This window comes from Sphingobium sp. HWE2-09, from assembly GCF_035989265.1.
In the GTDB taxonomy this organism is placed as follows: domain Bacteria; phylum Pseudomonadota; class Alphaproteobacteria; order Sphingomonadales; family Sphingomonadaceae; genus Sphingobium.
This window is the reverse complement of the sequence record NZ_JAYKZX010000001.1, coordinates 178,126-192,401: the sequence shown is the minus strand read 5'-3', so window position 1 is coordinate 192,401 and position 14,276 is coordinate 178,126. Positions and strand designations below refer to the sequence as shown.

10 protein-coding genes are annotated in these 14,276 nt (G+C 61.7%); 8 read left to right on the top strand and 2 right to left on the bottom strand.

The window, feature by feature from the left end; genetic code table 11:
* Nucleotides 1-60 precede the first annotated feature (60 nt).
* Nucleotides 61-1,329, top strand: a complete 1,269-nt coding sequence (locus U5A89_RS00830; protein ID WP_338159331.1) for a serine hydrolase domain-containing protein — start codon at nt 61-63, stop codon at nt 1,327-1,329.
* 55 nt (nt 1,330-1,384) lie between these two features.
* Here the strand turns inward: U5A89_RS00830 and U5A89_RS00825 are convergent, their stop codons facing one another.
* Nucleotides 1,385-2,248, bottom strand: coding sequence for a DUF1838 family protein (locus tag U5A89_RS00825; RefSeq protein WP_338159330.1), 864 nt, complete (start codon nt 2,246-2,248; stop codon nt 1,385-1,387).
* A 162-nt stretch (nt 2,249-2,410) separates the two neighbouring features.
* A complete protein-coding gene (locus U5A89_RS00820; RefSeq protein WP_338159329.1) occupies nt 2,411-2,944 on the bottom strand; it encodes a MarR family winged helix-turn-helix transcriptional regulator in 534 nt (177 codons plus the stop codon).
* Nucleotides 2,945-3,199: 255 nt separating this feature from the next.
* Between U5A89_RS00820 and U5A89_RS00815 the strand changes: the two genes are divergently transcribed.
* The 7 genes from U5A89_RS00815 (at nt 3,200) to U5A89_RS00785 (ending at nt 14,229) form a co-directional block, all read left to right on the top strand.
* A complete protein-coding gene (locus U5A89_RS00815) occupies nt 3,200-6,064 on the top strand; it encodes a TonB-dependent receptor domain-containing protein (protein ID WP_338159328.1) in 2,865 nt (954 codons plus the stop codon).
* 24 nt (nt 6,065-6,088) lie between these two features.
* A complete protein-coding gene (locus tag U5A89_RS00810; RefSeq protein WP_338159327.1) occupies nt 6,089-7,507 on the top strand; it encodes an MFS transporter in 1,419 nt (472 codons plus the stop codon).
* Between the two features lie 16 nt (nt 7,508-7,523).
* Complete coding sequence (locus U5A89_RS00805) at nt 7,524-8,438, top strand: TauD/TfdA dioxygenase family protein (protein WP_338159326.1); 915 nt, start codon at nt 7,524-7,526, stop codon at nt 8,436-8,438.
* 9 nt (nt 8,439-8,447) lie between these two features.
* Nucleotides 8,448-9,422 carry a 2-hydroxyacid dehydrogenase gene (locus tag U5A89_RS00800; protein WP_338159325.1) on the top strand — a complete coding sequence of 325 codons (975 nt, stop codon included), beginning with the start codon at nt 8,448-8,450 and terminating at the stop codon, nt 9,420-9,422.
* On the top strand, nt 9,419-10,306 hold the full coding sequence (locus U5A89_RS00795) for a kinase (protein ID WP_338159324.1): 888 nt from the start codon (nt 9,419-9,421) through the stop codon (nt 10,304-10,306). Before U5A89_RS00800 ends, U5A89_RS00795 begins: the two co-directional genes overlap by 4 nt.
* Before the next feature lie 75 nt (nt 10,307-10,381).
* Entirely contained in the window at nt 10,382-10,870 is a 489-nt protein-coding gene (locus U5A89_RS00790; protein ID WP_338159323.1) for a DUF3237 domain-containing protein, read from the top strand.
* A gap of 128 nt (nt 10,871-10,998) precedes the next feature.
* Nucleotides 10,999-14,229 carry a glycoside hydrolase family 2 TIM barrel-domain containing protein gene (locus U5A89_RS00785; RefSeq protein ID WP_338159322.1) on the top strand — a complete coding sequence of 1,077 codons (3,231 nt, stop codon included), beginning with the start codon at nt 10,999-11,001 and terminating at the stop codon, nt 14,227-14,229.
* Nucleotides 14,230-14,276 lie beyond the last annotated feature (47 nt).

Below are 14,276 nucleotides of genomic sequence, written 5' to 3'. Positions count from 1 at the left end.
TGAGACAACTGTTTTTGTGGGGCATATTCGATGGCGACGCTGTTTCGAGTTAGCATATCTTTGAAAGCCGGCTTGGCCGTCGGCGCGCTTTGCCTCGCCAGTGCTGCTGTCACCCAATCGAATCAAGCAGCACCAGCTCCGCTCCGCAATCCCGCCTCCACGCCCGCATGGGAAGCGCTGTATAAACAACGGTTCGAAGCGCTGATGCGCGATCGTGGCGTCATGACCAGCTATGATCCGATGGAGCCAATAGCGGGCGCGAAATCCTACCGCTCGATCCCTGCCGTATCGCCGTCGCAGGGAACGATCGCGCCGCAAGCGCTGGATCAGGCCGCCGCCTATGCCGCCGCGAGCAATGCCCGCGCCTTCCTGGTCTGGCGCGATGGCAAGATGGAGCGCGCCGACTATTCCCGGGGCAGCGATAGCAAGACGCAGATGGTGTCCAAGTCCCTGTCCAAACCGCTCACCGCGATCGCCGTAGGGCGTGCAATCGCGCTCGGCAAAATCAAATCGCTCGATCAGCCGATGACGGACTTCATCCCGGAATGGAGCGGCACGCCGAAAGCGACGATGCAATTGCGCCATCTGCTCGACATGCGCTCGGGCTTCCTGGAGCAGGACTATAGCCCGGACCCGGACAATCCGTTGAACCGGGCCTATATCGACCCCGATCATGGCTGGCAGATCGTTCATAATTATCCGCTCACGCATAAACCCGGCACCTATTATGGCTATTCCAACGCCGTGTCGGAACTGGTCGCGTTGGTGATCGAACGGGCGACCGGAACCCGCTACGGTCCGTTCGTCAGCCAGCAGATCCTGCAACCGATCGGGGCTATGGGTGGCGAAATTTGGGTCGATCGTCCAGGCGGCCTTGCCCACTCGGGCTGCTGCATGACATTGCCAGCCGAAAGCTGGTTGCGCCTGGGCATATTATTGCTGAACGATGGCGTCGCGAACGGCAAGCGCTTGCTGCCCAAGGGCTATGTCGATGCGATGGCGACCGGCACGCCGCAAAATCCGCATTATGGCATGGGTGTCTGGGTGGCCGGACCCTATGCGGAACGGCGCGGTTTCGGCGCGCCGGGCCGTCCGGGACCGCAGGTGCTGCATTCCGCGCCTTATCGCGACAAGGATTTGTTCCTGTTCGACGGGAATTCCGACCAGGTCGTTTATATCTCTCGCGCCGCCAAGCTGGTTGCCCTGCGCATCGGCGACAGTCCGCCGGCAAAGCCCGAATGGGACAATAGCATCCTCCCTAACCTGCTGATCGACGGGATCAAGTGGCAAGCAGGCGAACGGCGTCCCATCCCCCAACCCAAGCCCTGACAACGGATGAAAGCGGCCGCCCTTACGACAGGGCGGCTGCATGACGCCCGTTATGCTACATCGTCTTCCACAATGGCTCGACCAATGCGGACGGATCGTCAAGGATATGAGGCCATTTCGCGCGGGTAGCGCGGGTCCATTTTTCCGGCAGCAAATCCATCGGCACGCCGAATTGGCCGGTGCCCGTCGCCATCAGATGGCCCGGATGATCGCCCATCTGCATCCATGGCCGCCACGCCACGACATTGGCGAAACTAGCCTCGCACGGGACACGCGGCAGGTCTGGCTTTTCCAGATCGCTGACCCGGGCGTGCATCGTGATCATCTCGCTATAGCGGAAGGGCTGCCCCGCGCCGGGCGGCTGCATGGCTACGCGGCTGACTTCCTTGAACCAGATATCGTCGCCCCGGACTTCCGGCGCGCGAATGTCATGATCCATCACCGTGCCGGGCATCATCTTGGGCACTTCCATATGCAGCGTGGGCTTCAGAATGATGCGATTGGGCGGCAGGTTGGTGCGCGGATCGACCGCCGTCTTGCCTGTATAGGGGATCAGGAACGCGCCCGGTGCCTCACCCGTCTTTGGATCCAGGAAATGCGCGATCTCGCCCGTCACCGCATCGAATCCACCGTCGCTCCGCTTTTTGAAGCGCGCGAAGGTGACGCCGATCACATCCCAAAGCGGCGTGACTTCGGAGCCGACGACTCCGAAATAGCTGCCGCTGATATAGCTGATCACCAGCTGCTCATCCAACGAGCCGCGCATCTTCATATAGGCCAGAAACTGGTCTTTGGGCGACGTAATATCCAGCTTGCCACGCGTCGCTGCCAAAGCGGCGGGCGATTGCACGCCTGCGATCATGGCGCCTGCCCCCAACAGGCCAAGAGCCTGGCGCCGTTCGATAATCGGCATCGTCATCATAAGCCTCCCCTCGACATCAAGAGGAACCTATGAACATGCGCGATCAAGACGATGGCGAAAGCCCGACTATCCGCCACGCAGTTTTTCGTCGATCCGCAAAGTTGTTACCGATCACGCTCAACCGGTCGGCCTATGCAAAGAGTGAATAGGTCGATTGGATCAGGCGTCGCTGGCGTCTGGCGCGTCCGCTATGCCAGCGACGATCATCTCCAGCACGCGCGTCGCCATGCCCATCTCTTCTTCGCTCAGCTTGGCGAATACGGACGATCGGATGTCGGACAGGATCGGCTGGACCTGTTCGACAACATCGATGCCCGCTGGCGTGATTTCGATATAGCGGGATCGCTTATCGCTCGGATTTTCCGTCCGGCGAATAAGGCCATCGGCTTCCAACGAGTTCAACGTCCTGATCAGTGGCGGCCACTGGATCGCCAGACGCGCCGACAGCAGGGATGTCGTCACCGGATGTGTCGCGACCCGCAGGACGAACAGGGTCTGCCATCTGGCCCGGGACTGGCCAGTCGCCGCCATCATCCGGCTTTCGACATGGGTGCCCCAGCGACGCGCCGACAGCGACAGGATGCGGGTCAGCCGGAATTCGACATCGTCGCGCGATCCTTCGGGAAAATAGGCGCGATATTGGGGCGTCGTGCTGTCGAACGGGTCCGCCGGATTTACAGTGTCAGAGGCCATGCCATTCCCATTGAAAACCGGGGCAATGCGATTTCTGCCCAAAAAACCTGCTTAGCCGCCCGCGCGACCCACGGCCAGACGCCAAATTTCCGCCATTTCTAAAAAATGATCAGGGGGCGTTGACAATATATGTACCTAGATACATAAATTGACCGGAGGCCACATCAGAAGGCCAGGAGAGGGAATGTGAAGATGCGATTGAACACGCAGTCTATGCGGACGAACGCAAGTGTCCTGGCCATGATGGCGGCCGCCATGACGGCATGTCCGCTAACGGTCGCCGCCCAGGAATCGACTACCGCCGCGCAGCCGTCGGCAACCCAACCGGTCGAAGAGAATAGGACCGAAACAGCATCCCCCACCGTGGCGGTAACGGACATCGTGGTGACGGGCACTCGCCTCGGTTCCAATTTCAACGCGCCGACACCGGTGACGTCGATCGGTGCTGAACGCCTGGACGCGCTGGGCATCAACAATGTCGGTGAAGCACTGAACCAGTTGCCCAGTTTTCGCGCATCGAGCGGTCCAGCCGCGCAAGCCAATCTGGGCGGCAATATCGGCGCGCGCCTGCTCGACCTGCGCGGCCTTGATCCGCAGCGCACGCTCGTACTGGTCGATGGCAAGCGGTTCGTGCCCAGCACGACGCAAGGGTCTGTGGACACCAACCTGATCCCGTCATCGCTGCTGCGCACAGTCGACGTCGTGACTGGCGGCGCTTCGGCGGCCTATGGTTCGGACGCCGTCGCGGGGGTCGTGAACTTCATCCTCGACCGCAAGAAGGAAGGGCTGGACGGCGAGTTTTCGGCCGGCATGTCTCAGCGCGGGGATGATGGCAACCTGTTCGCCAGCCTGTCGGGCGGCATCAAATTGACTGATCGCATCCATTTCGTCGGCGCTGTCGAATATGAAAAGCTCGAAGGAATGGGCAATTGCACGACGCGGAGCTGGTGCGACAGCCAGACACTGATCCTTGGCAACACGGCGCCCGGGGCGGGCGGCTTGCCCGCCAATCTGATCGTCGCTGGCGTCAATACATCGACCATGTCGCCGGGCGGCCTGATCAATCGGTCCTATAATGCCGCAGGACAGGCGATCGGCACGACGGCGACCGATCCGTTGCGCGGCACCAAATTCCTGGAGGACGGAACGCCCGGACGTTTCCAATATGGGACGTTGGTCGGCCCATTGTTCATGCTGGGCGGCGAAGGGCAGGGGGAAAATGGTTTCATTTCCGCCCTGCGGCTGAAAGTGCCGGTGGAACGCGTGTCCACTTATGGCGCGTTGACGGCGGATCTGACCGATGATGTCACGTTGACGGCGGATCTATCCTATGGCCGGGTGAAAGGCTCCGTGGACGGCGCGATCTTCCGTGACTTCAACGGCACGCTAATGGGCCGTATCAAGCGCGACAACCCCTTCATCCCCGCTTCCGTAGCATCGGCGATGGACGCCAACGGCGTCGCGTCTTTCATCCTGGGCAAGTCCGCGTTCGACCTTGGTCCCGGCCGTGCCACATCCACGACGGAAACCTATCGCGGCGTGCTGGGCATGGAAGCCAAGCTTAGCGACAAGTGGACGGTCAACGCCTTCTACCAATATGGCCGCACCAATTTCACGCAGCGCGCCACCAACCTCGTCAATCAGGCCAATCTGCTGAAGGCCGTCGATGCGGTGCAGTCGGGCGGGCAGGTCGTCTGCCGGGTGAATGCCGACGCCAATCCCAACAACAATGATCCCGGTTGCGTCCCGTTCAATCCGTTCGGAGAAGGACGCTTCAGTCAGGCCTCGGTCGATTATATTACCGGCAATGGGTTTCAACATACCGTCAATGAACAGCATGTCGCGGGCGTTGATCTGCGCGGCGCGTTGTTCGATCTTCCCGCAGGGCCGGTGACGGTCGCGATCGGTGCTGAATATCGCCGGGATACGGTGGACGGCATCGCCGATCCGATTTCCGCGGCGAACGGCTTCTACTCGCTCAACGGGTCTGCGCTGTCGGGCGGCGTCACGGTGAAGGAAGCGTTCGGCGAAATCGCTGTTCCCGTGCTGCGCGCTTCATCGGTCGGCTATGCGCTCGATCTCAACGGCGCGATCCGGCGTACCCATTATAGCACGACGGGATCGGTCACGACCTGGAAGGCGGGGCTGGTTTACGAACCGGTGGAAGGTCTTCGTCTGCGCGGTACGCGATCGCGCGATATCCGGGCGCCCAATATCTTCGAACTGTTCGGGCCGCAGACGCTCCGCTCGATCGGTCTGTCCGATCCGCTCAATGGCGGGTTGCAGACCAACCCCTTCGTCATCACCGGCTCCAACCCCGACCTGTCGGTGGAAAAGGCGGACAGCTGGACCGCGGGCGTCGTCTTCGCGCCGCGCAGTGGTCTGTTCCGGCGTATGCGCCTGTCGGTCGATTATTACGACATCAAGGTGGCGGATGCCATCGGCGCATTGGGCGCGCAGACGCTCGTCAACCGTTGCGCGCAAGGCGCCACCAATTTCTGTAGCCAGATCACGCGCGACGCCAATAACCAGATTTTGCAGGTGCGCGACGTCATCCTTAATTCCAATGCGCTCAAGACGAGCGGCTACGACATCGAACTGCAATATCGTCAGCCGCTTGGCGGCTTGGGCGAACTGAACGCGCAATTCATCGCGAACATCACGAAAGAACTGACCACCGTCGACTCGCTGGGTGCGGTGGATCGTGCAGGCCAGACCGGCGTGCGCACCGGCACGGTGGCGGGCGTTCCCGATTATGTGCTGGACGGCGTGGTGACATGGACGATGGGGCAGTTCCAGTTGACCGGCCATGGCCGCTATATCCCGTCGGGCATCTACTGGACCAACTTCGTCGGACCCGACCAGGATGGCTATTCCGTCACCTCACCCAACAGCGTCGACAATAATCGCGTACCCAGCCGCTTCTATCTCGACCTGACGGCGCGCGTGAATGTCAGCACCGGCAACGGCCAGACATTCCAGCTCTTCGCCACCGTCAACAATGTGCTGGATCGCGACCCGCCGCGTCTGCCGGGATCGGCCGGCGGCACCAACCAGATACTGTTCGATCCGGTCGGTCGCGCGTTCAAGGTCGGCGCCCGCTTCCATTTCGGCAAGTAGGGTAAGAAGGCGGGACGAACCGACATGACATCCAACGCAGCTGATCCTTCACCCCCCGTCACGATCGACGTGACCGACGTGATAGAGCGTCAGGGGATCAATGCGTTCGTCATGCGCCTCGTCGCGCTCTCGTGGACCGTGACCTTTCTCGACGGGTTCGACATGCTCGTCATTTCGTTCGTCGCCCCCTATCTGCGCGACGGGTTCGGCGCCGATGCGATTGCCTTGGGCGAACTGTTCGCGGTCGGCGTGTTCGGTGCCATGCTGGGCGGCATTGCGTTCGGCTGGCTGGGCGATCGCTACGGACGACGGCCGATCATCATTGCATCAGTTGCCGCTTTCGGCGCCACCAGCATGGCCATGGCGTTGGCCCCGGACATGCAGGCGTTAATGGTGTTGCGCTTCCTGAACGGTGTCGCGTTGGGCGGGTTGATGCCGCTCGCCTGGGCGCTCAACATCGAATATGCACCGGCGCGATACCGGGCGACCGTCGTGACCGTCATCATGATGGGCTATACGTTGGGAGGCGTGGTCGCGGGACCGATGACGGTCTGGCTCGCTCCCCATTATGGCTGGCAATCCGTTTTCCTGCTGTCGGGGGTCGCGACGTTACTGCTGATCCCATTACTCTTCATGCTGTTGCCGGAATCCGCGCGTTATCTCGCGGTGAAAGGGCGCTCGCCCGACAAGATCGCCAAGGCGCTCAACACCCTGCAACCGGGCCTCGGCGCAAGGCAGCAGGACCATTTCGTCGTCGCCGACGAAGCGCCCTCCGCGGCAAAGCGGCATTTCCGCATCGCGACCCTGTTTCAGGGCGGATTACGACCGGTCACCACGCTACTCTGGCTCGCCTATATCGGCAGTTCGATGGCGGTATATTTCAAATCGAACTGGGGGCCGATCATCTTCGAAGATGTGGGCTTCACCCGGACGCAGGCGGCCATGATCATGTCGGTCAGCTCGATCGCCGGATCGCTCGCGGGACTGGCGCTGATGCGCTTCACCGACCGGCTGGGTCCGATTGCGATCGCCGTCTATCCGCTGTTGGCAGCGCCCTTGCTGCTGATCATGGGATTGGCGCCCGTATCGCTCCAGGGTCTGGCGCTCTTTTCCCTGCTCAGCATGGCGATGATCAGCGGTACCCATTTCGGCATGCATTCCATCGCCGGTATCTTCTATCCCAGTGCGATCCGCGCCAATGGTGCCGGGTGGGCGACATCGATCGCCAAGATCGGCTCGATCTTCGCGCCGCTGCTGGGTGGCTATCTCCTGGCGATGCATATCCAGCCCCGGCTGCTCTTCGTCCTTCTGGCGGCCACGCCGCTGCTATGCGCGGGATCGCTCCTGCTGCTGGCCCGCGTCCGCAAGCGCCAGATCGCGCTACCCATCAATCCCACCGATCATGTCGTTTTTCAGGCGTCCGCCGCAACGACCAAGCCTTAAAAAGGAAACTCCAATCATGGCTTTGACTGCGACCCCCTTCACCCCCCGCTTCGGCGCCGAAATTTCCGGCATCGACGTTACCAAACCGCTGAGCTACGAAGACTTTGCGGCTATCAAGGATGCGATGAACCAATGGGGCGTATGCGTCATTCGCGGCACCGGGTTCGACAATGCCGCCCATGTCGCCTTCAGTCGCCATTTCGGCCATCTGGAAACCGCCCCGGCGGTCAAGAACCGCCCGCGCCGACATCCGAACACGCCCGAGATATTCGACGCCAGCAACCTGACGCCATCCGGCGAGATACTGGTCGATGAAAATATGGTCCTGCACAAGAAGGGCGACCGGCTGTGGCATACGGACTCCTCCTTCATGGAATTGCGCTCGGCCTATTCGTTGCTCCTTGCTTATGAAGTGCCCAAGGAAGGCGGCCTCACCTATTTCGCGGATATGCGATCGGCCTATGAAGATCTGCCCGACGACATCCGGGACAAGATCGGCACGTTGCAGGCGGAACATTCGCTCTGGTATTCCCGCCTGCTGGCAGGCTTCCCGATCACTGAGGAGGAAATAGACAGCCGCCCCAAGGCGCGCCAGCCGATGATCATGCGGCAGGAGGCGACCGGGCGCACCGCCATCTATATCGGCAGTCACGCCATGGACGTGGTCGGCATGTCGCGCGACGAAGGCCGGGCGCTGATCAAATATCTGATCGAATTCGCGACCCAGCCGCGCTACATATTCGGCGTCTCCTATCAGCCGGGCGACATCGTTATCTGGGACAATCTGGCGACCATGCATCGCGGCGGCGATTTCGATATCTTCAACGAACGGCGCGACATGCGCCGGACGACCGTGCGCGAAGGCGAGCCGCCCGAGCAGGCCGACGATCCGTTCACCGCCTATTTCTCCGCCTCGACGGCGGCGAGCTGAGCAGCGGTCATGGTGGGCAGGGCGCGGATATTGGTCACACGCAAATGGCCTGAGCGGGTCGAGGCGTTAATCGCGGAGCGGTATGACGCGACGTTCAATGACAATGACACGCCGTTGACCGAAGCGGCGCTTATCGACGCGATGCGCGATTATGATGCGATCTGCCCGACCATTACCGACAAACTGCACGCCGGCATATTGGGGGTGGACGGTCGACGGGTCAAGATCATCGCCAATTATGGCGCGGGTTTCGAGCATGTCGATCTGGCGGCGGCACGGGCGGCGGGCATCATCGTGACCAATACGCCTGGGGTTTTGACAGACGCCACGGCCGACATTGCCGTCACACTGATGCTGATGACGGCACGCCGCGCAGGCGAAGGCGAGCGGGAATTGCGGGCCGGGCAATGGACCGGCTGGCGACCGACCCATATGCTGGGCACCAGCCTGCGTGGCAAGACGCTGGGGCTGGTCGGTTTCGGCCGCATCGCGCAGGCCATGGCGGAGCGGGCGCGCTTCGGTTTCGGCATGGACATTGTCTATTTCTCCCGTCGTCCAGGGGCGGAGCAGGACGTTCAGCGTCTGGGCGCGCGCTATGTGGCGTCCTTGCAGGCGCTGGCAGGACAGTGCGACGTCCTGTCGCTGCATATCCCCGGCGGCGCGGAAACCCGCAACATTATCGCTGCGCCGATATTGGCACAAATGCGACCCCATGCGATTCTGATCAACACCGCGCGGGGCGATGTGGTGGACGAAGGTGCGTTGATCGACGCGCTGGAAGCAGGGCGGATCGGCGGCGCGGGCCTGGACGTGTTTGCAGGTGAACCTCATGTGTCGGCTCGTCTGCGCGCCGCGCCCAATACGGTGTTGCTGCCGCATCTGGGCAGCGCCACGCGGGAGACGCGCGAAGCGATGGGATTGCGCGCGCTTGCCAATCTGGATGATTGGAGCGAAGGACGGATACCCCGGGACGCCCTGGGATGACTGATCGGATAGAGGCACTGATCGCACAAGAGCGCCTGCCTGCATCCTATATCGATACGGTCGATCGATGGTGGCGGCCGCTGGGCGAACGGATCGCGCAATGGCGCATGATGGCGGGTCACACGCTGGTCGTCGGCATCAATGGTGCCCAGGGCAGCGGGAAATCGACGCTTTGCCGTTTCCTTGCGGATGTTTTGCTGCCCGAACGCGGGCTTTCCGTTGCGACGGTGTCGCTGGACGACTTCTATCTTCGCCTGGCGGATCGGCACCATATGGCGCGGGACACGCATCCGCTCTTCCGCACGCGTGGGGTGCCGGGCACGCATGACGTTGCGCTGGGCATCGCGGTACTCGATGATCTTGTCGCCGGTCGCGATGTCCTGCTGCCCCGTTTCAGCAAAGCGCTGGACGATCGGTTGCCGCAATCCGAATGGATGCTGCAATCCGGTCCCGTCGATGTCGTCCTGTTCGAAGGATGGTGTGTCGGCGCGCGCCCGCAGGGGGCAGACAGTTTGACTGCACCGCAGAACAGGCTGGAGGCGGAGGACGACCCGGACGGCGTATGGCGCCAGCATGTCAACCGGGCGCTCGGATCATCCTATGCGCAATGGTTTTCCCGTATCGATCGTCTGGTAATGCTGAAGCCGCCCTCGTTCGATGCGGTTCTACGCAATCGCTTGCTGCAGGAACATAAGCTGCGCCTGACGTCGCAGGACGCGCCCGGCGTCATGGACGATGACGCAGTGCGTCGTTTCGTCAGCCATTATGAGCGCCTGACCCGCCATATGTTCGCCGACCTGCCCCCTCATGCGGACATGCTGTTCGACCTTGATGCCGCACAGGCCATCGTGGCAAGCCACGTTAACGCCATAGACGCCAAATGACATGATGCACGATGGCGTCGGTCGGTCGTGAGACAGCCTGTCGGCGGCTTTGGGCAGGAGAGGGAAAACATCTTGATGACACAAGAATTTGATCCCCCCGCCGATGCCATCAGGCCGGGCCTGGAATTCGTCTATGCCGCGCAGGCCGAATTAGCGGACCCCATGCCGATCGGCGAAACGCCGGACGGCAGCCGCCGGATCATCCCCATCCTGTCGGGTCAGGTGGAAGGACCAGGCATCCGTGGGCAGATATTGGGCGGCGGCAGCGACTGGCAGGTGCTGCGCCCGGATGGCGTGACCGTCGCGGACGCGACCTATGCGATCCGAACGGACGAGGGCGCGGTCATCCAGATCCGCAATCGCGGTCTGCGCCATGGACCTGCAGACGTTATGCAGCGGCTTGCTGATGGCGAAGCGGTCGATCCTGCCGCCTATTATTTCCGCACCGTGCCGGAATTTATAGCGCCGGTCGGACCCTATGATTGGCTGAACCGCAGCATCTTCGTCTGTACGGGCGCCCGCTATCCCGCATCGATCCGCCTCTGGGTCTGGCGGGTCATTTGATAGACCGTATCTGTCAGACAAATAATCAAGTACCGGTCGTCTCACCAGGGGTATAGCTGACTTTTAAACACCTATACCTCATGTTACTCCGACAAATAGGAAACATGATTCGAGGATGGGTGCGTAATATGGTGGGAAGAGGCACGGCAATCCTGCTGATCATATTGACATTGCTCCTGCCCGTCGGTGCGACCTCCGCGCAAAATCGTCCTGTAGTGCCCCAGTCCCCGCAAATCGACGCCAGCCGCCCGGATTGGGAGAATCCCGCGATTTTCGAGCGGGGCAAGGAACCCGCCCGCGCCACGGGCTTTCCGTTCGAAAGTCGCGACCTCGCACTGGCGGGCGATCGCACCGCGTCAAAGCGCTTCCTTTCGCTCAACGGCCAATGGCGCTTTCACTTTTCGCCCAATGTCGATGGCGCTCCTGCCGATTTCTATCGGGAGGATTTCGATCTGTCGGGCTGGAAACAGATACGCGTGCCAGCCGACTGGCAGGCGGAAGGCTATGACCAGGCCCGCTATAATAATGTCACCTACCCTTTCCCGGCCAATCGACCGCTGATTGCGCATGATCGCAATCCGGTCGGCTCCTACCGTCGCGACGTGATGGTGCCGACAGACTGGACCGGACAGGACGTCATTCTGCATATCGGCGCGGCAGGCTCCGCCTATTATGTCTGGGTCAACGGGCAGCAGGTGGGCTATAGCGAGGACAGCAAATTGCCGTCCGAATTCGACGTCACCCGCTTCCTGCGGCCAGGGCAGAACAGCATCGCGATCCGCATCTATCGCTGGTCCGACGGTTCCTATCTGGAGGACCAGGATTTCTGGCGCGTGTCAGGGATTGAGCGCGAAGTCTTCCTGATGGCCGCGCCCAAGACCCGGATTCGCGATTTTTCGGTGCGCGCCGGTCTGACGAACGACTGGCGGGACGGCACACTGGACGTGGTCGCCAAGATACTGCCCGGCGCCAAGACAACGACTGTCCGATACACGTTGTTTGATGGCGATAAGACGCTGTCGTCTCGGTCGGCATCGGTCCGCCCAGCCAAGGCCGAGCAGTCGGTGCGGATCGGCGATCGGATCGCAGGCGTGCGCCCCTGGTCGGCGGAAACGCCCAACCTCTATATATTGCTGATCGAACTGCTGGATGCCGACGGCGCCATCCTTCAGGCAACCCGGCAGCGTGTCGGTTTCAGGGACGTGGCGATCCGCAACGGTCAGCTGATGGTGAACGGCCAGCCCATCTATATTCGCGGCGTCAACCGGCACGAGCATGATCCCGACACCTTCCATGTCATCTCCATGGACTCGATGCGGCGCGATATCGAGATGATGAAGCGCAACAACGTCAACGCCGTGCGCACGTCCCATTATCCCAATGATCCGCGCTGGTATGATCTGGCGGACGAATATGGCCTCTACGTCATGGACGAGGCGAATATCGAATCCCACGCCTATATGGAAATGGGGTGGAAGGGCGATGCGGAACGCGAACTCTACCAGCTTGGCTATGACAAGGCCTGGGAAGCGGCGCATATCTCCCGCGTCGTCAACATGGTGGAGCGGGACAAGAACCATCCCTCCATCATCTTCTGGTCATTAGGGAATGAAGCCGGGATCGGCCCAACCTTCGAAAAAGCTGCGGCAGAGGCCCGTCGTCGCGACCCGACACGCCTGATCAACTATCTGGGCTGGGGCACGTTGGAACAGCCCAAACCCAACGCCTATGCCGACATCTTCGCGCCCATGTATTACAGCGTCGCCCAGACGATCGAATATGCCAACGACCCCCGTTTCACCCAGCCGCTCATTCAATGCGAATATGCGCATATGCAGGGCAATAGCGGTGGCAACATGGCCGATTATTGGGACGCGATCTATGCGCATCCCAAATTGCAGGGCGGCTTCATCTGGGACTGGGTGGACCAGTCGATGCATGCGCGCGATGACAAGGGCGAACCCTATTGGGGCACTGGCGGCCTCTATGGTCCCAATCCGGGTGGCGATATCGAATTTGGCGACGGCCTGATCCAGCCCGACCGTACGCCCAACCCCCATCTGTTCGAAATGCGTAAGGTCTATCAACCCATCGCCTTCCGTGCGCAGGATGTCGCCGCGGGGCATTTCACCGTTCTCAACCGACATGATTTCCGCAATCTGGCACATTTCGACTTGGGCTGGCTGCTGTTGAAGGACGGCATAGAGGTCGCACGGGGCGAATTGCCCGCGCAACCTGTGGCAGCGCGAAGCGACGGCGTGTTGGCCGTGCCACTGCCGCAGGATCGCCAGCCCGGCCATGAATATGTCCTGACCCTGACCGCGCGCGCCCGCGCCGGGACGGAGGCGCTGCTGCCTGCGGGGCATCTGGTGGCATGGGACCAGTTCGTGCTACCGGGGCAAGCCTCGACAATAGCGGCGGCGGCGACCGGGCGGGTCGCAGTGCGCGACGCGGGGAACGACATCAGCCTGTCGGCTGCTGGCGCGGAATTACGAATTGACCGCACCACCGGCCTGATCGACTATCGCAAGGATGGGCGACCAATGCTGTCGGGTGGTACGCCCAATTTCTACCGCGCGCTGACTGACAACGACGTCGGCACCAAGGTTGGCCGGACGCATGGCGTGTGGAAAACCGCATCGGACGAACGCAAGGTGGAGGCCGTGACCGTGCAATCAGGCGACGGCGACGCCAGCATCATCGTACGATTTGCCGTGGGCGATGGCGCCGCCCGGTTCGAAAGCCGCTATCGCATGCGCGGCGACGGTAGCGTAGCGGTGGATGCGCAATTCACGCCGCTCGCGACGCCCTTGCCGGACCCGCTGCGGGTCGGCCTCGCCTTCCAGATGCCGACCGACTTCACCGATGTCGAATGGTATGGAAAGGGGCCGCACGAAAGCTATGGGGATCGTCAGGCAGGGGCGGCGCTGGGCCGCTGGGCGGGCGCCATCGCCGATCAGAATCACGACTATATGCGCCCCCAGGAAACGGGTAACAAGGTGGACGTGCGCTGGCTCGCGGTGCGCGGCGCGAACCGGCCGACCCTGAGCATCAGGGGCGATCGGCCGCTATCCGCCAACATTCTGGCCTTTCCCTATGACGATCTGTCCCGCCGCGCGCTGGGTACGCGCAAGAGCAGCGACATCGTCCCGCATGGGCATGTCAGCCTGATGATCGATGCGGTGCAAAGCGGCGTGGGTGGTACCGACAGTTGGAGTCCGCTGGGCCGACCGCTGGAACGCTACCGCATACCCGTCGCGCCGCTTCACTATGGCTTCACCATGCAGTGGATGCCGGATAAGGTGGCGGAGCGCGGGGCGAAATCGGCAACGGCTACCGGTTCACCGATCGATTTCTAATACGAAAATGCGTTGACGGGAAATGATGGCCTGTTGGGAACCCGCTC